Annotated in this window: 18 protein-coding genes; 5 read left to right on the top strand and 13 right to left on the bottom strand. The window is 64.1% G+C overall.

Annotated features, from left to right (window positions below):
- The first annotated feature begins 43 nt into the window (after positions 1-43).
- Positions 44-1258: an MFS transporter gene (locus RFM68_RS00380; RefSeq protein WP_320230681.1), complete on the top strand. Its 1215-nt coding sequence runs from the start codon at positions 44-46 to the stop codon at positions 1256-1258.
- Positions 1259-1358: 100 nt separating this feature from the next.
- Here the strand turns inward: RFM68_RS00380 and RFM68_RS00375 are convergent, their stop codons facing one another.
- Entirely contained in the window at positions 1359-1706 is a 348-nt protein-coding gene (locus tag RFM68_RS00375; protein WP_320230680.1) for a GFA family protein, read from the bottom strand.
- Between the two features lie 115 nt (positions 1707-1821).
- Between RFM68_RS00375 and RFM68_RS00370 the strand changes: the two genes are divergently transcribed.
- Positions 1822-3117: an amidase gene (locus RFM68_RS00370; RefSeq protein ID WP_320230679.1), complete on the top strand. Its 1296-nt coding sequence runs from the start codon at positions 1822-1824 to the stop codon at positions 3115-3117.
- Positions 3118-3280: 163 nt separating this feature from the next.
- On the opposite strand, the gene RFM68_RS00365 is transcribed toward RFM68_RS00370, so the two are convergent.
- The 5 genes from RFM68_RS00365 to RFM68_RS00345 are packed head-to-tail and all read right to left on the bottom strand — an operon-like array spanning position 3281 to position 7383.
- Positions 3281-3523, bottom strand: coding sequence for a hypothetical protein (locus tag RFM68_RS00365; RefSeq protein WP_320230678.1), 243 nt, complete (start codon positions 3521-3523; stop codon positions 3281-3283).
- A 41-nt stretch (positions 3524-3564) separates the two neighbouring features.
- A complete protein-coding gene (locus RFM68_RS00360; RefSeq protein ID WP_320230677.1) occupies positions 3565-4545 on the bottom strand; it encodes a hydroxyacid dehydrogenase in 981 nt (326 codons plus the stop codon).
- Positions 4546-4549: 4 nt separating this feature from the next.
- The gene (locus RFM68_RS00355) at positions 4550-5266 is read right to left on the bottom strand and encodes a FadR/GntR family transcriptional regulator (protein ID WP_140545878.1); all 717 of its coding nucleotides are present in this window, start codon (positions 5264-5266) and stop codon (positions 4550-4552) included.
- A 2-nt stretch (positions 5267-5268) separates the two neighbouring features.
- Complete coding sequence (locus RFM68_RS00350; RefSeq protein ID WP_320230676.1) at positions 5269-6438, bottom strand: mandelate racemase/muconate lactonizing enzyme family protein; 1170 nt, start codon at positions 6436-6438, stop codon at positions 5269-5271.
- Positions 6439-6495: 57 nt separating this feature from the next.
- Positions 6496-7383, bottom strand: coding sequence for a sugar phosphate isomerase/epimerase family protein (locus RFM68_RS00345; RefSeq protein WP_320230675.1), 888 nt, complete (start codon positions 7381-7383; stop codon positions 6496-6498).
- Between the two features lie 402 nt (positions 7384-7785).
- Here RFM68_RS00345 and RFM68_RS00340 point away from each other — a divergent pair, with 402 nt between their 5' ends.
- The 3 genes from RFM68_RS00340 to RFM68_RS00330 all read left to right on the top strand — a co-directional run bounded on the left by RFM68_RS00340 (position 7786) and on the right by RFM68_RS00330 (position 11246).
- Entirely contained in the window at positions 7786-8841 is a 1056-nt protein-coding gene (locus tag RFM68_RS00340) for a sugar phosphate isomerase/epimerase family protein (RefSeq protein WP_320230674.1), read from the top strand.
- Between the two features lie 148 nt (positions 8842-8989).
- Positions 8990-10177: a Gfo/Idh/MocA family protein gene (locus tag RFM68_RS00335; protein WP_320230673.1), complete on the top strand. Its 1188-nt coding sequence runs from the start codon at positions 8990-8992 to the stop codon at positions 10175-10177.
- 217 nt (positions 10178-10394) lie between these two features.
- On the top strand, positions 10395-11246 hold the full coding sequence (locus RFM68_RS00330) for a sugar phosphate isomerase/epimerase family protein (protein ID WP_320230672.1): 852 nt from the start codon (positions 10395-10397) through the stop codon (positions 11244-11246).
- Positions 11247-11352: 106 nt separating this feature from the next.
- Here RFM68_RS00330 and phnE (RFM68_RS00325) read toward each other — a convergent pair whose 3' ends face one another.
- The 7 genes from phnE (RFM68_RS00325) to phnL form a co-directional block, all read right to left on the bottom strand.
- Positions 11353-12720 carry a phosphonate ABC transporter, permease protein PhnE gene (phnE, locus tag RFM68_RS00325; protein WP_320230671.1) on the bottom strand — a complete coding sequence of 456 codons (1368 nt, stop codon included), beginning with the start codon at positions 12718-12720 and terminating at the stop codon, positions 11353-11355.
- A gap of 68 nt (positions 12721-12788) precedes the next feature.
- Entirely contained in the window at positions 12789-13742 is a 954-nt protein-coding gene (phnE, locus tag RFM68_RS00320) for a phosphonate ABC transporter, permease protein PhnE (protein WP_320230670.1), read from the bottom strand.
- A gap of 55 nt (positions 13743-13797) precedes the next feature.
- A complete protein-coding gene (gene phnD / locus RFM68_RS00315) occupies positions 13798-14706 on the bottom strand; it encodes a phosphonate ABC transporter substrate-binding protein (RefSeq protein ID WP_320230669.1) in 909 nt (302 codons plus the stop codon).
- 140 nt (positions 14707-14846) lie between these two features.
- Positions 14847-15704, bottom strand: a complete 858-nt coding sequence (gene phnC, locus RFM68_RS00310) for a phosphonate ABC transporter ATP-binding protein (protein ID WP_320230668.1) — start codon at positions 15702-15704, stop codon at positions 14847-14849.
- A gap of 175 nt (positions 15705-15879) precedes the next feature.
- The gene (locus tag RFM68_RS00305; RefSeq protein WP_320230667.1) at positions 15880-16590 is read right to left on the bottom strand and encodes a DUF1868 domain-containing protein; all 711 of its coding nucleotides are present in this window, start codon (positions 16588-16590) and stop codon (positions 15880-15882) included.
- Between the two features lie 103 nt (positions 16591-16693).
- Positions 16694-17311, bottom strand: a complete 618-nt coding sequence (locus RFM68_RS00300) for a DapH/DapD/GlmU-related protein (RefSeq protein WP_320230666.1) — start codon at positions 17309-17311, stop codon at positions 16694-16696.
- The gene (gene phnL / locus RFM68_RS00295) at positions 17308-18015 is read right to left on the bottom strand and encodes a phosphonate C-P lyase system protein PhnL (RefSeq protein ID WP_320230665.1); all 708 of its coding nucleotides are present in this window, start codon (positions 18013-18015) and stop codon (positions 17308-17310) included. The genes RFM68_RS00300 and phnL overlap by 4 nt, the downstream gene beginning before the upstream one ends.
- Positions 18016-18105 lie beyond the last annotated feature (90 nt).

The raw sequence follows: 18105 nt of genomic DNA, 5'->3' as shown, positions 1-18105 counted from the left end.
GCCATCCCCTACGCAGCGCCGCAACCAAATCGGAGAATTTGCCATGACCGAACCCGCCACGGGCGCCATCGACGCCGCCGTTCTCGACAGAACCGAACCGGAGGAACGAACGGAGCCGGCGTGGGGCGCGGTGGTGTCGCTGGCGCTCGGCGTCTTCGGCCTGGTGACTGCCGAGTTCCTGCCCGCCAGCCTGCTGACGCGACTGGCGCAGGACCTCGGCGTCAGCGAGGGCGCGGCCGGCCAGGCGGTGACGGCGACGGCCGTCGTCGGCGCGATCGCCGCACCGACCATGGCGATCATCACCAAACGGCTCGACCGCCGGCTGGTGATGTGGATCCTCTCCGTGCTCTTGATTGTCTCCAACCTGCTCGCCGCCTTCGCGTCGTCGCTCACCATGCTGCTTCTCGCCCGCGTCGTGCTGGGCGTGGCACTTGGCGGCTTCTGGTCTATGTCGGCCGCCATGGCGCTGCGGCTGGTACCGATGCGGCTGATGCCGCGCGCCATGTCGATCATCCTGACCGGCGTTTCGGTCGCCACCGTCACCGCGGCGCCCGTCGGCGCCTATGTCGGCGATATCTGGGGCTGGCGCACCGCCTTCATGATCGCGTCGGTCGTCGGCGCGCTGGCGCTGCTGGTGCAACTTGCCACCCTTCCCAGCCTGCCGCCCGCAACCGTTGCAAGCTTCCGCGCCCTGCTCGCGGTGCTGAAGCGGCCGATGATCCGCGTGGCGCTGCTGGTGGTGCTGCTGGTCGCGTCCGGACAGTTCGCCGGCTTCACCTATGTGCGGCCGTTCCTCGAGACGGTTCCGGCGATGCCGATCGGGACCATCTCGCTGGTGCTGCTCGCTTATGGCATAGGCGGCTTCTTCGGCAATTTCGCCGGGGCGTTCCTGGCTGAGCGCAATCTCAAGATGGCCGTCGGCCTGGCGCCGCTGCTGATCGCCTTGTCGGCGGTGGCGTTGCTCGTGTTTGGCGCCTCACCGATAACGGCGGCGGTCGCCGTCACCGCCTGGGGCTTCGCCTTCGGCGCCGTGCCGGTCGGACTGCAGACCTGGCTGGTGCAGGCCGCGCCCGACCAGGCCGAGAGCGCCGGCGGCCTGATGGTCGCGACCTTCCAGGTGGCGATCGCGCTGGGCGCCATCGTCGGCGGCCTTCTGGTCGATCATGCGGGTGTCGCCACCGCCTTCGCCTATAGTGGCGTGGCGACCTTGCTCGCAGCACTGGTGGCCTTCCTGATGGGACCGAAGCAGGCCGAGTAAGCCAAGCCCGCTCGCCTTCTCAGGCATCGGCCCGGCGGCTCTCACGAGCGCCGGGCCGATGTCGTCGCGATAGCCGACACGGCTGGCTGCCCGCAGCGCTTCAGGCCGAGCGGCCGTCGAACGCGAAGACTTCGATGGTCGTAAGGTCGACATCGTCCAGGCAGTTGATGTTGATATAGGCGGACCGTTCGCTGCCCTGGCTGACATCCTCGGCAAACGGATGGATGCCGCAGGTGCGGCAAAACCGGTGCGCGATCGCGCCCCGGCCGAAGGTGTAGCGGCCGAGGTCGTCGCCCCAGGCGACCAGGTTTAGCTTCTGATGCGGCACGGCCCACAACAGCGCGCCCTTGCGTGAGCAGATCGAGCAGTTGCAGCGCACCGAGCCGCCGATCTCGCCCTTGATCTCGAACGCCACCTTGCCGCAGTGGCAGCTGCCTTTGTACAGCATCAGCATCTTCCTATCGCTGGCAGGGTGCAAAGGCACGCTTGCCGGGTTATCCGTTTCGTCAGCTCAATCGCTGCTGCCTTGAAGACGCTACAAGCTTGCGGAGTCCGACATCGACATGCAATCCATCCGCGACCGTCTCGAAATCATCCTGTCACGTCTTGCCAATCGCGCGGGGGACGAGAAGGCCTATACGAAGCTCTACGCCGAGGCCGCGCGCGCGGCCGCCGATGCGTCCGATGCCCGCCGCAAGGCCGGTGTGAGCCTCGGCCCGCTCGACGGGCGCATCGTCTCGATCAAGGACCTCTTCGATGTCGCCAGCGAGCCGACGACGGCAGGGTCGCTGATCCACGCCGGCGCCGCGCCGGCTACGCGCGACGCGGCGATCGTTCAAAGGTTGCGCCGGGCGGGCGCCGTCATCCTCGGCAAGACCAACATGACCGAGTTCGCCTTCACCGCCATCGGCGACAATCCGCATTACGGCACGCCGGGCAATGCCGCCGATGGCAGCCTGATCCCCGGCGGCTCGTCGTCGGGAGCGGGCGTTGCGGTCGGCGAGGGCACAAGCGAAATCTCGATCGGTTCGGATACAGGCGGCTCGGTGCGCATCCCAGCCTCGCTCAACGGTGTCGTCGGCTTCAAGCCTACGGCGGGGCGCGTGCCTTTAACGGGCGCTTTTCCACTGTCGATGACGCTCGATTCGATCGGGCCGCTCGCCCGCAGTGTTGCCGACTGCGCGTTCACCGATGCGATCATGGCGGGAGAAGAGCCGGTTGCGCTTCAGCCGGCCTCGCTCGCCGGCCTGCGCATCGGCATTCCACGCGGCGTGCTGTTCGGCGAGACGCAAGCCGAGGTCGCCGCGGCTTTCGAGGCCTGCATCGACAGGATCGGGCAGGCTGGCGCGCGTGTCGCCGATTTGCCGATCGACGATCTCATCGCCGAAATGCGCCTGGCAATCAGGCGCGGCACGATCGCGTCGATGGAAGGTGCCGAAGTGCATGCCGACTGGCTGGCGAGCGGCACGTCGGTGCCGGTCGATCCACATGTCACGGGGCCATTATCGCGTGCGCTGTCCGTTCCCGCCTCGGCCTATATCCGCACGATCCGTCGCCGCGGTGAGCTTGTGGCGGCCATGGCGGAACGGCTGGAGGCGATCGACGTGCTGGCATTGCCGACCGTGCCGATGGTCGCGCCGCCCATTGCCGCCATGGCCGGCGACGAAGCATTGCGCGACAAGACGGAAGGCCTGCTGCTGCGCAACACGCAGGTCGCCAACCAGTTCGACCTGTGCGCGATCTCGCTGCCGATGCCCGGCACGAAGCTGCCGGCCGGGTTGATGCTGGTGGGCAAGCACGGGCACGATCGTCGACTTCTCGGCATCGCGGCCGCGGTCGAGGCTTTGCTGAAAGTCTGAGATTTGGCCGGCGACGAACTCAACGCGCCGAGCAGTGCCCGCGTTCGCTTTCCTTTGCCGCCCGCTCGATGCCGGTCGCCACCAACGTCGGCAGGCTATATTGCTTACCGTTGAAGGCATGCGGCCGGTTCTCGATCATGCCGGTGACGACAACCTTGCCGGCTTAAAGCTTGTCCGACAGGTCGAGCGCCTTGTCCTGTTGCGGCAGACCGTCGATGTCGATCGACACACCCTTGACGATCTTGCCGGAGGCCAGGTCGAGCGCACTGTTAGAAGGGCAGGGCGCCATCACGCAGCGCAGGCCGTTGTCGCACGGCACGTAGCTGCTTTCGGCAGCAGCGGATGCCGGAACGGTGCAGAACGATACGGCTATGAAAGCCAGAGATGTGATGCGGCGACCGGGCATGGTTGCAACGTCGCCGAGAATTGGGGCAAAACCGCGATGGTCTAACCGTTGATCGGGAAGCGCCGCCGGTAGTGCTCGATCACGTCCGGATTGCGCAGATTGACGGGCAGTTTGCCGGCGAGCACCAGCAACGCCTCGCCGGCGGCGCCGACGCCCATGCGCATCATCGATTCCTCGGTGATGCCGGCCATATGCGGGGTGACGATGACATTGTCGAAGCCGAAATAGGGATGGTTCGACGGCAGCGGTTGCGTGGAAAAGACGTCGAGCGCGGCACCGCCGATGCGGCCCTTTTGCAGGGCTTCGATCAGCGCTTCGTCGTCAACCACCGGACCGCGCGAGACATTGATCAGCAGCGCGTTGGGCTTCATGCGGGCGATGCGCTCGCGGCTGATCAGGCCGCGCGTCTCATCGGTTAGCGGGCAGCACAGCACGATGATGTCGCTCTGCTCGACCAGCGCGTCGATCGACAGGAAGCCGACACGCTCGGGCACCGGGCGCAGGCTGCGCGTCGTCGCTACGACATTGAGATCGAAGCCGTGAGCGGCAATATGGCCGACGGCCTGGCCGACCGCGCCGAGGCCGACAATACCGATCGTCTTGCCGGCAAGCTCGCTGGTTGAGTTGGCGTGCTCGCGCCCGGCAAGCCAGCCCTTGGCGCGCAGGTCGCGGTCCATGATGCGGAAGCGCCGCGAGAGCGCGAGCGCCGCGAACATTACATGCTCGGCGACCGAACGGGCATTGACTGCCGGCACATTCGCGACCAGCACGCCGGCGGCCGTCGCGGCCTCGACCGGGATCATATCCAGCCCGGCACCGTGCCGGATCGCGGCGCGCAGGCTCGTCGCGCCCGCAAACAGCTCCGGCGGCAGCGGCGCGCGCACGATGACGATGTCGGCGTCGCGGGCCTCAGCGGTCAGCGTCTTGGGATCGAGCGCGGATGCGATGGCAAGCCGACCGGCGCCGGCCAGCATTTTCGTGGCGCGGGGGTGCAGCGGATGCGTCGACAGGATCTTGCGCATCAGCTCAAGCCTTTTCGAGCGCCGCGCTTTTCGGCTCCATTCCGCGGCCTTCGATGATCCCCTTCCAGTAGCTCTCGGCGCCCTGCAAATGGGCATTCATCAAGGCCTGGGCAAGATTGCCGTCGCGGCGCAACAGCGCCTCGTAAATCTGGATGTGCTCGGCATGCGAGCGGACGCTGCGCTCGGGGTCGTTGAAGTAAATCGGCAGGCGCTGCTCGCCCATCAGGTAATAGACGCTGCAGATGTTGTGAAAGACGCTGTTCTTGGTTGCGCGCACGATCTCGAGGTGGAACTCGCGGTCCTCCTTGGCGAGGCCTTCGCCTGCGGCGATGCGCTCTTCGGAAGCCTTCAGGATCTCGCGCAGCCGCTCGAAGTTTTCCTCGGTGGCGCGCGAGCAGGCAAGCTCGGCCGCCTTGATCTCGTGGATCTTGCGCAACTCGACAGTTTCGTAAATCTGCACCGGATCGAGCGGCAGGCCGGCGCGGGCGAACAGGGCCAGCGCCTCGACGCTCGCCTGCTTGGTGTCGATATAAATGCCGGATTTGGCGCGCCGCTCGACGATGCGCATGGCCTCGAGGATGGCCAGCGCTTCGCGGATCTGGCCGCGGCTGACGCCGAAATGCTCCGCCAGCTCGCGCTCCGACGGCGTGCGGCCGGACTCCTTGTCCGAGTTGGAGAAGAGATAGGCGGCGAGTTCCGCTAGAAGGTTTTTTTCTTTCATCGTCAAATGCGTTGCGCGTGCGCCTCCAGGAATCGCTCAGAGATGGTGAATCCCAATCCAGGTTTTTCAGGGATCGCTATCATACCGTTCCTCGCTTCGACAGTCTCCTCGACAAGGTCGTGGATCATCGGATTGGCGCCGAGCGAATATTCGATGATGAAGCTGGCGGGCGAGGCGGCACACACATGCAGCCCGGCAAAGAAGCAAGGCGCGCCAGCCCACAAATGCGGCGCGAAGCGCAGGTTGAAGGCGCTGGCGATGGTGCCGATCTTCATCGCCTCGCTGATGCCGCCGCAGAAGGCGGGATCCGGCTGGAAGATGTCGGCCGATTTAAGCACCGCCAGATCGCGGAAGGCGTAGCGCGTCGCCTCGCTTTCGCCGGTGGCGATCGGCGTCGAGCCCGAGGCGCGCACTTCGGCCATGCCCGATTTGTCGTCGGCGATCACCGGCTCCTCGAACCAGGCAAGGTCGAGATCGGCGGTGAGTTTGATGAAGCGCTTGGCCTCGGCGACGGTGTAGGTGCCGTGCGCGTCGACCATCAGTTCGACATCCGGCCCGATCGCCTGCCTTGCGGCACGCACGCGCGCGGCCGAAATATGCGCGGCGCCGTCCATGGCGCCGACGCGCATCTTCAGCGCCTTGAAGCCGCCTTTGGCGATGTAGGATTTCAACTGCTCGCCGATGGCGTCGGCGGCGGCCCAGCCGCCCGAGGCATAGGCCTGCATGCGCTCGACCTTGCGGCCGCCGAGCAGCCGCCACACCGGCTGTCCGAGCGATTTGCCGAGGATGTCCCAGAGCGCGATGTCGACGGCGCTGACCGCCGCCACGCTCATGCCGCGCCGCGCCAGCTGCGGCATGGCATGGCCGGCGTGCGCCGCCGTCTCATGCCGCACGCCGTTGTAGAGCATCTCCCAGATGATGCCGATGTCGGCCGGATCGCGGCCGATGAGCTGCGGGCCGATCTCGTGGTTGAGCATATGGACGAGCGCGCCATAGCTGCCGGCGCTGCCGGCGGCGTTCTTGCCTTCGCCCCAGCCGACCAGGCCGTCGTCGGTCTCGATGCGCAAAATGGCGGCGTCGAAAGTCGTCACCTGACCGAAGTCGCTGCGATGCTGGTTCGCGACTTCGATCGGGACACGGACCCACCAGGCCTGGACGCTTTTGATGCGCATGTTTCCCCTTGGGGCCCTCCGCCCGTCGGGCGGAAGGGATATGCTTCAATCAGAGTTCTACTTGATCAGCGGCAGCAGCGTTTCAGCGGTAATGCGCATCTGGTCGGTGTAGAATTTTTCCGTGAGCACGCTGGAGCCGTGGTCCTGGATGAATTTGAGCTGCTCGGGCGAGATGTCGACGGGATTGCGCTCGACCATCTCCGGATAGGGCGCGGCGGGTGTGCGGTCGACAGGCGCCACGAACTCGTTGGTCAGCGCGCCATCATAGCCGACTTCCTTCAGCGTGCGCACGATCTTCGGCCAGTCGATCTGGCCAAGGCCGGCGGCGAAGCGGTTGTTGTCGGCGACATGGAAGTCGAACAGGCGCTTTCCGACCTGGCGGATCGCGTCATAGACGTTAAATTCCTCCATGTGGATGTGGTACGCGTCGAGGCAGACGCCGCATTCGGGGCTCACCGCATCGGCGAGCGCGAGCGCCTGGGCGCCTCGGTTGAAGAGGTAGGTCTCGAAGCGGTTGAGCGGCTCGACGGCGATCCTGACGCCGACCTTCTTGGCATGGGTGAAGCACTCACGCGTGGCGTCGACCACCCAGCCCCATTCTTCCGCCTCGGTGCCGTCCGGCACGACCTTGCCGACGGTCGCGGGCACCAGCGTGATGATCTCGCCATCGAGCTCGCTCACCATGGTAAGCACGTCCTTGACGTATTTGACCGAGCGCTCGCGCTGGCCCTGGTCCTTGGCGGCGAGGTTGCGTTCGCCGAGCATCAGCGTTACCGAGCCCCAGCAGCGGATGCCGTGCTCCTTCAGGAGCGCACGCGTCTCCTTGGTCTTGTACTGCTCGGGCTCGCCTGAAATCTCGATCGATTCGTAGCCGAATTTCTTGATGCGCTTGAGCGTCACCTCCAGCGGCTCCGCCCGCATCCAATTGTGTGTCGAAAGATGCATGGTCTATCCTCCCCAGAATTCGCCTGTCACTTTTACTCCGCGACGCCTCGATCGAGGCGGCCGCACGATTCCTCCCCCAAGGCGCTGCCAGCATTTTTTCTCGAAACTGGTTCGACCAATTGGGTCTATCATGACCTCTACAGCAAATTTTCATGCACAGCAAGAAGTGGGCGGATGGAGCCCAATCGTTCAGCCAATACCATGATTTTATGAGGTAATTTTGCCTGACTGCCAACAAGCTCGCTGCTTCTTCGAGGTTTTCAGGCGCTTGACCGAACTATGGGATTTGGTAATACCAGAATGGCATAGCGCTTTGATGCCGGTAGGATTGACCAAACAGGCTGGCCCTCACGCCAATCGGCGCTATGCTTTGGTCGCGAAAACAAAAGAGGAAGGATGCCGATGCCGACGACGATGAAGGGCCCCGGCCTGTTTCTGGCGCAGTTCGCGGGCGACGCCGCGCCGTTCAATTCACTGGCCTCGATAACCAAATGGGCGGCCGGCCTCGGCTACAAGGGCGTGCAGATCCCGACCTGGGACGCACGCCTGTTCGACCTCGAGAAAGCGGCTTCGTCGAAGGCCTATTGCGACGAGGTGAAAGGCATCTGCGCCGATGCCGGCGTCGAGATCACCGAATTGTCGACGCATCTGCAGGGGCAACTGGTGGCGGTGCATCCCGCCTATGACGCGCAGATGGACGGCTTCGCGCCGCCATCGGTGCACAACGATCCCAAGGCGCGGCAGAAATGGGCTGTCGAACAGATGAAGTTCGGCGCCAAGGCATCGCGCAATCTCGGGCTGAATGCTTCGGTGTCGTTCACCGGCTCGCTGGCTTTCCCTTACCTCTACCCCTTTCCGCAGCGGCCGGCGGGACTGATCGAGGAAGCCTTCGGCGAGCTCGGCAAACGCTGGAAGCCGATCCTCGACGTCTACGAGGACAATGGCGTCGACGTCGGCTACGAGATTCACCCCTCCGAGGATGTGTTCGACGGCGCGACCTTCGAGATGTTCCTCGACGCGGTCGGCGGCCACAAGCGCTGCAACATCAACTACGACCCGTCGCATTTCCTGCTGCAGCAGCTCGACTATCTCGAATTCATCGACATCTACCACGAGCGGATCAAGGCGTTCCACGTCAAGGACGCCGAGTTCAACCCGACCGGACGGCAAGGCGTCTATTCCGGCTACCAGGGCTGGGTGAACCGGGCAGGCCGTTTCCGTTCACTGGGCGACGGACAGGTCGATTTCAGTGGCATCTTCTCCAAGCTCACCCAGTATAATTACGATTCCTGGGCGGTACTGGAGTGGGAATGCTGCCTGAAACATCCCGAGGACGGGGCGGCTGAAGGCGCGCCCTTCATCCAGCACCACATCATCCGGGTGACCGAGAGGGCATTCGACGATTTCGCCAGCGGCACGAGCGACAAAAAGCTGCTGCGCGCCATGATGGGGATTTGACCCACGAACTTCCCTGAGAAGGTTCGACCACAGGTCCGGGTGGGGTTGAATCACAAGTCGCGGCGGACACTTATATCCCCACCCCGACGCTGCGCGTCGACCCTCCCCACAAGGGGGAGGGTGAGGAGCCAAAGAGAGAGGACAAAAAATGGTCGGCGCATCGAAGTCGGAAACGGGAGGCGGACCGATCCGCTACGGCATGGTCGGTGGCGGCCAAGGCGCCTTCATCGGCGCTGTGCACCGGATCGCGGCGCGCATGGACAACGACTTCATGTTGGTCGCCGGCGCGCTGTCGTCGGACCCGGCGCGGGCGAAGGCATCGGCCGAGGAACTCGGGCTCGATCCGTCACGCAGCTACGGTTCCTACGCCGAGATGGCCAAGGCCGAAGCCAAGCGTCCCGACGGCATCGAGGCCGTGGCGATCGTCACGCCCAACAATGTGCATGTGCCGGCGGCAAAAGCCTTCCTCGAGGCCGGCATCCATGTCATCTGCGACAAGCCGCTGGCGACCTCGCTGGCCGAGGCCAAGAAGCTGGCAGCGTTGGTCGAAAAGACCGGCAAGGTGTTCGTGCTCACCCACAACTACACCGCCTATCCGATGATCAGGCAGGCGCGCGAGATGGTGGCCAGGGGCCAGCTCGGCGACATCCGAATCGTGCAGTCGGAATATCCGCAGGACTGGCTGACCGAGGATCTCGCCGCCACCGGCCAGAAGCAGGCCTCGTGGCGCTCCGATCCCAAGCAGGCCGGCGCCGGCGGCGCGCTGGGCGACATTGGCACACATGCCTACAACCTTGCCCGCTTCGTGTCGGGGCTGGAGCTGGATACGCTGTCGGCCGATCTCGACGCCTTTGTGCCGGGCCGCCAACTCGACGACAATGTCAACGTCATGCTGCGCTTCAAGCCGGTCGGCCAGGCGCATCCGGCCAAGGGCATGATCTGGGCCAGCCAGGTGGCGCCAGGCCATGAGAACGGGCTGAAGCTGCGCGTCTACGGCTCGAAGGGCGGGCTGGAATGGGTGCAGGCCGATCCGAACTATCTCTGGTACACGCCGTTCGGCCAGCCGAAGCAGCTCTTGACGCGTGCCGGCGCCGGCGCGATGCCGGTGGCCGCGCGCGTCAGCCGCGTGCCGTCCGGCCATCCGGAGGGCTATCTCGAAGGCTTTGCCAACATCTACCAGGAGGCGGCGCGGGCTATCCGGGCAGCGCGCAGGAAGGGTGGCAAGCCGGCTAAGGATGTGGTCTTTCCGACGATCGCCGACGGCGTTGAAGGCATGGCCTTCATCGAGGCCTGCGTGAAGTCATCGAAGAAGAACGGGGCGTGGACCAAGCTGTAACCGGCCTCGGCGCCCCCTCACCCGGATTGCCAGCCGAATTGCAAAGAGCAATTCGGCTGGCAATCCGACCTCTCCCCGAGGGGAGAGGAGGTGACCGGCGCTGACGCCAACACCTTGTCCCCGCCGGGGAGAAGGTGGCTGCGAAGCGGCCGGATGAAGGGGAGTGCGGCGTAGCTGGCGCAGGAGTTGGCCAGCAGCCAAAGGGGAGGGGGTGTCGATGAAAATCGGCATGTGCATGTTCTTGTGGACGACTAGCGTCTCAACGAGGCACGAGGCGCTGCTGAAGGATATCAAGGCGACCGGTTTCGACGGCGTCGAGATCCCGGTCTTCGTCGGGTTACCTGACGATTACAAGAAGCTCGGCGAAATGCTCGACCGCATCGGGCTGGAGCGCACCGCGGTCTCGGCCATGGGCGATCCGGCGATGAACCTGATCTCGCCGGACGCCGCGACGCGCAAGGCCGGCATCGACTACATGAAATGGGCGATCGACTGCAGCGCGGCGCTCGGCGCGGACAGGCTGAGCGGTCCGCTGCATTCGACGCTTGGCGCCTTCTCCGGCAGTGGCCCAACGGTGGCCGAGAAGAAGCGCTCGGTCGCCTCGCAGCGCTCCATCGGCGATCACGCCGGCAAGAAGGGCGTCACCATCGGGCTCGAAGCGCTCAACCGCTTCGAATGCTACCTGGTGAACACGATGGACGATCTGTGCGAGCACATCGAGGCGATCGACCGGCCGCACATCAAGGCGATGTACGACACCTTCCACGCCAACATCGAGGAGGCCGACCCGATCGGCGCCTATACGAAGCATCGCCGTAACGTCGTGCATATCCATATTTCGGAGAACGATCGCGGCGTGCCGGGGCGCGGCAACATCCCCTGGAAGGAGACTTTTTCCGCCATCCGCAAGAGCGGCTATGACGACTGGCTGACCATCGAATCCTTCGGGCGCTCACTGAAGGACCTGGCGGCGGCGACCAAGGTGTGGCGCGATTTCGCGGAGAGCCCGGAGGCGGTCTATCGCGAAGGGTATACGCATATCAGGAACGGGTGGAAGGCTGCAGCCTAACGCCTTTTTTCGTCATCCTCGGGTCTGCGCAGTCGCTTCGCTCCTTGCTCCGCCCGTGGATAACGAAGGCGCGGTTGGCCACCGGCAGTGATGGGCGCTGCGTCCGTTACCCCTGCGCGGCCTGCAGCCGGTTATAATCATGCAATGTGCGGCTCAGCCGGCGGCGGAGGAAGTTCGAGACGTTGTCGAAGATGAAGACGACGAGCAGCGTCAACAGCACCATGTAGAAGACGTTGGCCCAGTTGGAATTGGTGCGCATCGCTTCCCACAGCTTCAGGCCGATGCCGCCGGCGCCGACGGCGCCGATGATGGTGGCGCCGCGGGTGTTCGATTCCCACTGGTAGAGCGTCTGGCTGATGAAGATCGGCACCACTTCCGGCAACACGCCATAACGCTGCACCAAAAGGCCGTTGGCGCCGGTCGAGAGCACACCTTCGCGCGGCTTGTCGTCGATGTTTTCCAGCGCCTCGGAATAGGTTTTGCCGAGCGTGCCGATCTCGGTGAAGAAGATCGCGGCACTGCCGGCCAGCGGTCCGGGACCGAAGGCGCGGGTGAAGAACAGCGCCCAGATCAGCATGTCGACCGAGCGCATGAAATCGAAGAAGCGTTTCAGCACCTGGCTGAGCACGCCGCTCGGCGTGATGTTGCGGGCGGCGAAGAAGGCAAGCGGGAAGGCGACGATGCCGCCGAGCAGCGTGCCCAGGAACGCCATGACGATGGTCTGCAAGAGCTTCGTCCAGACGTCGCCGTGCTGCCACTGGGCGTTGTTCCAGATATTATCGGCGGCAAGGGCGAGGTTCGACGTGCCGGGCTGAAGCTCAGGTCCGGAGACGATCAGCGAGATGACCTCGCCGGCCGGTTTACCGAAGAAGGGCGAGCGGGTGTCGAAGACGAAATTCGCCCAGCCGAGGAAGCGCTTGCGCACCTTGACGCGGTCGACGGTGATGCGCGCCTCGCCGGCAAAACCCATTTTGGCGACGATTTCGTCGTCATGGACCGTTACCCAGTCGGGTACCGGGCCGCTCACCGCCGGCTTGCCGCTGGTCAGCGATACCGGCACCGTCACGCCATTGGCTATGATCGTCGCCCTGGTCTTGTCGAAGGTGACGGATTTTGCGTCGCCGTCGATCTGAACCGTGAAAGTGCCGTCGGGGTTCTTGATCACCCAGTCCGGATTGGGGTTCTCGCCGAGCGCCGAGAAACGCGGATATTTCGGCGTGATCTGCGGCTGGTCGAGACGGAATTCCGGCTGCAGGTCGTAGCTGATCCATTGGGACAGAAAGAGCGGCAGGCGTTCCCAGTGCGAGTCGCGCAGCACCTGCGGCAGGCTGAAGAACCACAAGGCATAGGCAAGATAGAGCATCGTGCCGGCGATCAGCAGTAGCGGCCAGAAGCGCTTGTAGGCCGGCCGCTGGAATATCTGCGGGTGGCGTTGTTCAATAGCGCTTACTTGGTCGGCGGTCATGGCGGTCATTTTGTTTGGACCATGATCTTTTCCAAGATCTTTTCCAAAAACCGGTCTCCACTTTTTGGGGTCATGGTCTAGGCGCTCATCAGGAAAGCCTGCTCGCCGACGAGCTTGCGGCGCAGCCAGGCGGAAAACTGGTCGACGAGGAAGATGGTGGTGAAGAGTAGGAGCACCAGCGCCAGCGTCTTGGCGCCGAAGCCGCGCGAGATCGAGAGCTTCAACTCCTCACCGATGCCGCCACCGCCGACCGCGCCCATGATTGTCGAGATGCGCACGTTGATCTCGATCCGAAGCAATGTGTAGGACATGAAATTGGGCAGCACCTGCGGCAGCCCGGCGAAGCGCACGCGCTCGAACCAATTGGCGCCGACCGCGCGAAGGCCTTCCTCCGGGCGCATGTCGATGTTCTCGTTGATCTCATAAAACAGCTTGCCCAGCGCGCCGATCGAATGCAGGCCGATGGCGATGATGGCGGCGACCGGGCCGATCGAGACGATGGCCGCGAACAGGCCGGCAATGACGATCTCGGGGAAGGCGCGCAGCAATTCCATGAAGCGCTTGACGATGAGCCGCAGCATCGGGCTCGGCGTGAGGTTGCGCGCGGCGATGAAGGAGAAGGGAACGGCGAAGACGAAGCCGATGAAGGTCGAGACCAGCGCCACGTTCACCGTGGTCAGCATCAGCTCGAAATACTCAGGGACATAGAAGCCGCCCCAGACGTAGACGCGGCCGAGCGGGAAGTTGAATTCCTGCGTGCCTTTGTCGTTGGGCGAGGCGATATCGAACAGCGCCCGCCAGACGTCGTTCCAATCTTTCGGGACCAGCCAGCTCAGGAAATCGAGGATATGCGGCAGCCGGTCGAAGAAGTGGCCGGCATTGGCCTCGTCGGCGAACCACATGGTCGCGCACATGGCCACCAGTAGAAGACCGACGCCGAGTGCGGTGTAGAAGCGGCGCAGAGAGGTCTGGCGCCGCCAGGCGTCGGCCTGCTGACGGGTCGCGTCGGAATGGAGTGTCGCTGATGTCATGATCGGGACATGCAAAAAGGGCGGCGTTTTTCGCAGCGCCGCCCTTCTAATGCCTTTAGCCGCCGATAGCGGCTTTGCGGGCTTCGACGATGACGCTGTAGAAGTCCGGCTTCACGGGAACATAGCCAGTGAAATCGCCGCCTTCGACGCCTTCGAAGCAGGCCTTGTCCTTGCCCGGCAGAGCGGTGAAGAAGGCGGCCAGCTTGGCGGTCATGTCGTCGCCGAGCGCGGTGCGCACGACCAGCGGGCCGTTCGGGATCAGGCCCGAACGCCAGACTTCGACGAAGTCGTTCGGGTCGACGGCGCCCTTGGCGACTTCCTTGTGGAAGGTGCCCGAGGTGTAGCCGTTCTTGAAATCGCCGATGCCGGAGGAATCGTCCACGGCAATGTCGACCTTGCCGTCGCGCACGGCCAGCACGTTGTTTTCATGACCGCCATTGAACTGGGTCGAGGCGAAATAGGTCTCGTTGGAAGCGCCAGTGTCCTTCGGAATCTGGGTCAGCGGGATCAGGTAGCCCGAGGTCGAATCCGGATCGGCGTAGCCGAGCTTCTTGCCCTTGGCCGACTTGATGTCGGTGATGCCGGACGTCTTGAGCGCGAGGCCAACCGAATAATAGCCGGTCGAGCCGTCGGTCTGCTTGGTGGTGAGGATCGGGGTGACAGCCTTCGGATCTTTGAGATAGACGCTGGCATAGCCGGACGCGCCGAGCTCGGCGAAGTCGAGCGTGCCGCCGAGCAGGCCCTGGATGACGCCGTCATAGTCGGCGGCCGGGAACAGCGAAACCTTCTCGAAGCCGAATTCCGACTTCAGGTGGTCGGCGAGGCACTGGTAGTTGCGCAGACGGTCGGTCTCGTTCTCACCGCCGAGGATGCCGACGCGGAATTCCTTGATGTCAGCGGCGTGCGCGGCACTTGCCGCCATGGCGAGCAGCGAAACCGCCCCAAAAACCATCTTCCTGAACATTTTGATCTCTCTCCTGTTGTTCCGGCTGCGCGCCGGCGGCGTTCTGATTTTTCACGTCTTGCCTTTGACGCTGGCGGGCGATCCGGGTTGCTCTGCTGACATCCACGATTTGCCCGGACCGCCTGGGGCCGGGGGTGGGTTCAATAGCCAGGGAATGCTGGTTCGAGCGGTCCGGCGGATGCGGTGATCTTCGGCTTGATGGTGACGCTGGTCGACGTGATCGCCTCGGAGATCTCGGCACCGCTGGCATCCGCGCCATAGACCGTGCGCACGGCGTCGCGGTCGAGGTCGTGCGGACCGCCGTCGAAGACGACCTCGCCGGCGGCCATGCCGATGATGCGGGTGCAATAGGCGCGGGCGGTGTCCAGCGTGTGCAGATTGGTGACGACCGTGATGCCTTCGCGCAAGTTGATGTCGCGCAGCGAGTCCATCACCACCTTGGCATTGAGTGGGTCGAGCGAGGCGATCGGCTCGTCGGCCAGAAGCACCTTCGGCTGCTGCATCATGGCGCGGGCGATCGCGACACGCTGCTGCTGGCCGCCGGACAGCGTGCCAGCCGGCTGCAGCGCGGTGCGCGCGATGTCGAGGCGTTCGAGCGCGGCCACCGCTTCGGCACATTCGGTGCGGGTGAACATGCCAAGCAGATTGGAAATCGTGGAGCGATGGTTGAGGCGGCCAAGCAGGACGTTGGTAAGCACGTCGAGGCGCGGCACGAGGTTGAACTGTTGAAAGATCATGGCGCAGTCGCGCTGCCAGCGGCGCAGCGGCGAACCCTGCAGGCTGGAGACCTCGGCGCCGTCAAAAAAAATCGACCCCTGGCTGGGATCGATGAGACGATTGATCATGCGTAGAAGCGTCGACTTGCCGGCGCCCGAGCGCCCGATGATGCCGACCATCTGGCCGCGCGGGATCGAGATGTTGATGTCGCTGACGGCAGTGTTCTTGCCAAATCGTCGGGTTACGCCGCGGATTTCCAGCGTGGCCGATAATGCCGACATACCAAAACTCCAGTCCGTCGCGGTTTTGAAGGTCTGTTAACCTTCGCTATCGCAGGCCGATGAAGCTGGGGTGTCGGATTGATGTCAGTTTTGTTACGAGTCACAGGCCAGAATTTTGTCGATGCATGTCGTTGTCCCAAAACCGCTGCACACTTTTGAGCGACATGCATCGCCATCATTCGAGCACGAGCAATTCCTCGAAATGCTTCATGTCCTTGAAACTGCAGAAGGCCGGGGGCCTGAGCTCGATCACCGGAGCCTCGCGCTCGAGGAACGACAGGCAGTCGTCGAACAATTCCCGCCAGGCTGCGGCCCGCGCATCGGCGAGGCGGCGGACCTGATAGGCAAAGGTAATATGGAAGACGTATGTGTCGTGGTCCGGGTGGCGGTAGCCGAACGGCGCTGAAAGGGCGTCGCGCCAGGCTTTCAGGATCCGGCGGTCTTCCTCGGTGGCGCCGGCGACGGTGAGACCGGTCGGCAAGACTTCGACAGTTTTGACCTTGAAGGGGCCGTGCTCCTCGAAGCCTTGCAGGCGCTCCACATAAAGGCGGGTCATGTCGTCGATGCCGGTGTCGAGCGGCACGTCCGACGGCCAGTAGGGAAGACGGCGCCGGTATTCGATGATGCCCTGGAACAGGGTCATGTGCAGGCTGGAGATCGGCGTGAAGGCGAGGCGATCGGCATCGGGCATCGCCAGCATGCGTTGGCGCACCCCGATGACGGCATCGTAGGAAGGGGTGCCTTCGACCAGATGGCACACGACGGTGTTGCCCGGCTCGAGGAGGAAATTGCCCGACGCGTCATAGCGGGTGCCGAGATGCGTGGGCGGGGTCGGGTTGGTGCCTTCGAAGTATCCGGCGAGCGAGGGTTTGACTGTGTCGAGCATGGCAATCTCCTGGGAGAGATCGCGTCGTGTCCGAGTCGTGTGTCAAGGTTGTGAATGGTGAAGAAGGGCTTCGTTGCCATTCACTATTGACCATTCACGATCTTCAACCGCCGTGCTTTTCGAGAAACGCCTCGGCCTCCAGCTGGCGAAAATCATCGAGCGCGGAGCGCAGCCTTGCATGGTCCCAATCCCACCAGGCGAGCGCCTGGTAGCGCTCGGCGATGCTGCGGTCGAAACGCTCGCGGATAGGCTTTGCCGGCACGCCGCCGACGATGGTGTAGGGCGCAACGTCCTTCGACACCACCGCACCGGCGCCGACCGCAGCGCCATCGCCCACGGTCACGCCGGGCAGGATGGTCGAGCCGTGGCCGAGCCAGGTGTCGTGGCCGATGGTGACGCGCCGGGCGCGGCGCTGGGCGAAGAAATCGCTCTCATGCTCGGCGTCTTCCCAATAGTCGGAGGCGCGGTAGGTGAAGTGATGCAGCGTCGGCCGCCAGGTCGGATGATTGGTGGCGTTGATGCGCACGCTTGCCGCGATGTTGGAGAACTTTCGAATAGTCGCGCACCAGACGGCGCAATCCTGCATCATGTAGGAATAGTCGCCGAGCTCGCATTCGGCGACACGGCTGCGCTCGGCGATTTCGGTCCAGCGGCCAAGCGTCGAGTTTTCGACCTGCGCCGTCGGATGGATCAGCGGCGTCTCCGAAAGTTTTTTGCTCATGCAGCAATCTTTCCAGCGGCGAAGGCGGTGACGTCGATGACGCGATCGGCGACAGCGTCACGCACGTCGAGATCATGGAAGATGCCGAGCAAGGCAACGCCCGCCGTCTTCTTAGCGGCGATGAGTTCGACCACGACATCGCGGTTCTTCGCGTCAAGCGAGGCGGTGGGCTCGTCGAGCAGCAGGATCGGATGCTCGGTGATGAAGCCGCGCGCGATGTTGACGCGCTGTTGCTCGCCGCCCGAGAAGGTCGCCGGCGGCAAGGCCCAGAGTTTTTCCGGCAGGTTGAGCTGCGCCAACAGCGAACGCGCCTTGGTCCGCGCGATTTCCCTCTCGTCGCCGCGCTCGACCAGCGGTTCGGCGACGACGTCGAGCGCGGAGACGCGCGGAACGGTGCGCAGGAACTGACTGACATAGCCTATGGTGTGGCGGCGCACGGAAAGCACGGTGCGCGGGCTGGCGGAGGCAAGATCGATCAGGCCGCCCGCGTGCTGGACGATGATCTGACCTTCGTCGACGGCGTAGTTGCCGTAGAGCATCTTCAGGATCGAGCTTTTTCCCGCGCCAGACGGACCGCCGAGCACGGCGCATTCGCCGGCGCGGATCGAGAAGGAGACGCCCGCCACCACCGGCAGCGTGACGCCGTCGCGCAGATGCATGGTGAAGCTCTTCGCGATGTCCGAGACAACGAGCGGAGTGGGCATCAGAAAGTGCTCCTGTCGTTGTTTGCCTGGTGGTTGAAGTACCCCCACCCGGACCTTCGGTCCGACCTCCCCACAAGGGGGAGGTAGGGC

It is taken from the genome of Mesorhizobium montanum, assembly GCF_033977145.1.
In the GTDB taxonomy this organism is placed as follows: domain Bacteria; phylum Pseudomonadota; class Alphaproteobacteria; order Rhizobiales; family Rhizobiaceae; genus Mesorhizobium; species Mesorhizobium montanum.
The sequence above is the reverse complement of the archived record's forward strand: the minus strand, read 5'-3'. Positions and strand labels throughout refer to the sequence as shown.

Excerpts from the sequence above, each read along its gene's own strand:
- RFM68_RS00370 (WP_320230679.1), top strand. The coding sequence starts at position 1,822 with ATGCAATCCATCCGCGACCGTCTCGAAATCATCCTGTCACGTCTTGCC.
- RFM68_RS00300 (WP_320230666.1), bottom strand. The coding sequence starts at position 17,311 with ATGAGCAAAAAACTTTCGGAGACGCCGCTGATCCATCCGACGGCGCAG.
- phnL (WP_320230665.1), bottom strand. The coding sequence starts at position 18,015 with ATGCCCACTCCGCTCGTTGTCTCGGACATCGCGAAGAGCTTCACCATG.
- RFM68_RS00360 (WP_320230677.1), bottom strand. The coding sequence starts at position 4,545 with ATGCGCAAGATCCTGTCGACGCATCCGCTGCACCCCCGCGCCACGAAA.
- RFM68_RS00350 (WP_320230676.1), bottom strand. The coding sequence starts at position 6,438 with ATGCGCATCAAAAGCGTCCAGGCCTGGTGGGTCCGTGTCCCGATCGAA.
- RFM68_RS00340 (WP_320230674.1), top strand. The coding sequence starts at position 7,786 with ATGCCGACGACGATGAAGGGCCCCGGCCTGTTTCTGGCGCAGTTCGCG.
- phnC (WP_320230668.1), bottom strand. The coding sequence starts at position 15,704 with ATGTCGGCATTATCGGCCACGCTGGAAATCCGCGGCGTAACCCGACGA.
- RFM68_RS00335 (WP_320230673.1), top strand. The coding sequence starts at position 8,990 with ATGGTCGGCGCATCGAAGTCGGAAACGGGAGGCGGACCGATCCGCTAC.
- RFM68_RS00380 (WP_320230681.1), top strand. The coding sequence starts at position 44 with ATGACCGAACCCGCCACGGGCGCCATCGACGCCGCCGTTCTCGACAGA.
- RFM68_RS00375 (WP_320230680.1), bottom strand. The coding sequence starts at position 1,706 with ATGCTGTACAAAGGCAGCTGCCACTGCGGCAAGGTGGCGTTCGAGATC.
- phnE (WP_320230671.1), bottom strand. The coding sequence starts at position 12,720 with ATGACCGCCATGACCGCCGACCAAGTAAGCGCTATTGAACAACGCCAC.
- RFM68_RS00365 (WP_320230678.1), bottom strand. The coding sequence starts at position 3,523 with ATGCCCGGTCGCCGCATCACATCTCTGGCTTTCATAGCCGTATCGTTC.
- RFM68_RS00330 (WP_320230672.1), top strand. The coding sequence starts at position 10,395 with ATGAAAATCGGCATGTGCATGTTCTTGTGGACGACTAGCGTCTCAACG.
- RFM68_RS00305 (WP_320230667.1), bottom strand. The coding sequence starts at position 16,590 with ATGCTCGACACAGTCAAACCCTCGCTCGCCGGATACTTCGAAGGCACC.
- RFM68_RS00345 (WP_320230675.1), bottom strand. The coding sequence starts at position 7,383 with ATGCATCTTTCGACACACAATTGGATGCGGGCGGAGCCGCTGGAGGTG.
- phnD (WP_320230669.1), bottom strand. The coding sequence starts at position 14,706 with ATGTTCAGGAAGATGGTTTTTGGGGCGGTTTCGCTGCTCGCCATGGCG.
- phnE (WP_320230670.1), bottom strand. The coding sequence starts at position 13,742 with ATGACATCAGCGACACTCCATTCCGACGCGACCCGTCAGCAGGCCGAC.
- RFM68_RS00355 (WP_140545878.1), bottom strand. The coding sequence starts at position 5,266 with ATGAAAGAAAAAAACCTTCTAGCGGAACTCGCCGCCTATCTCTTCTCC.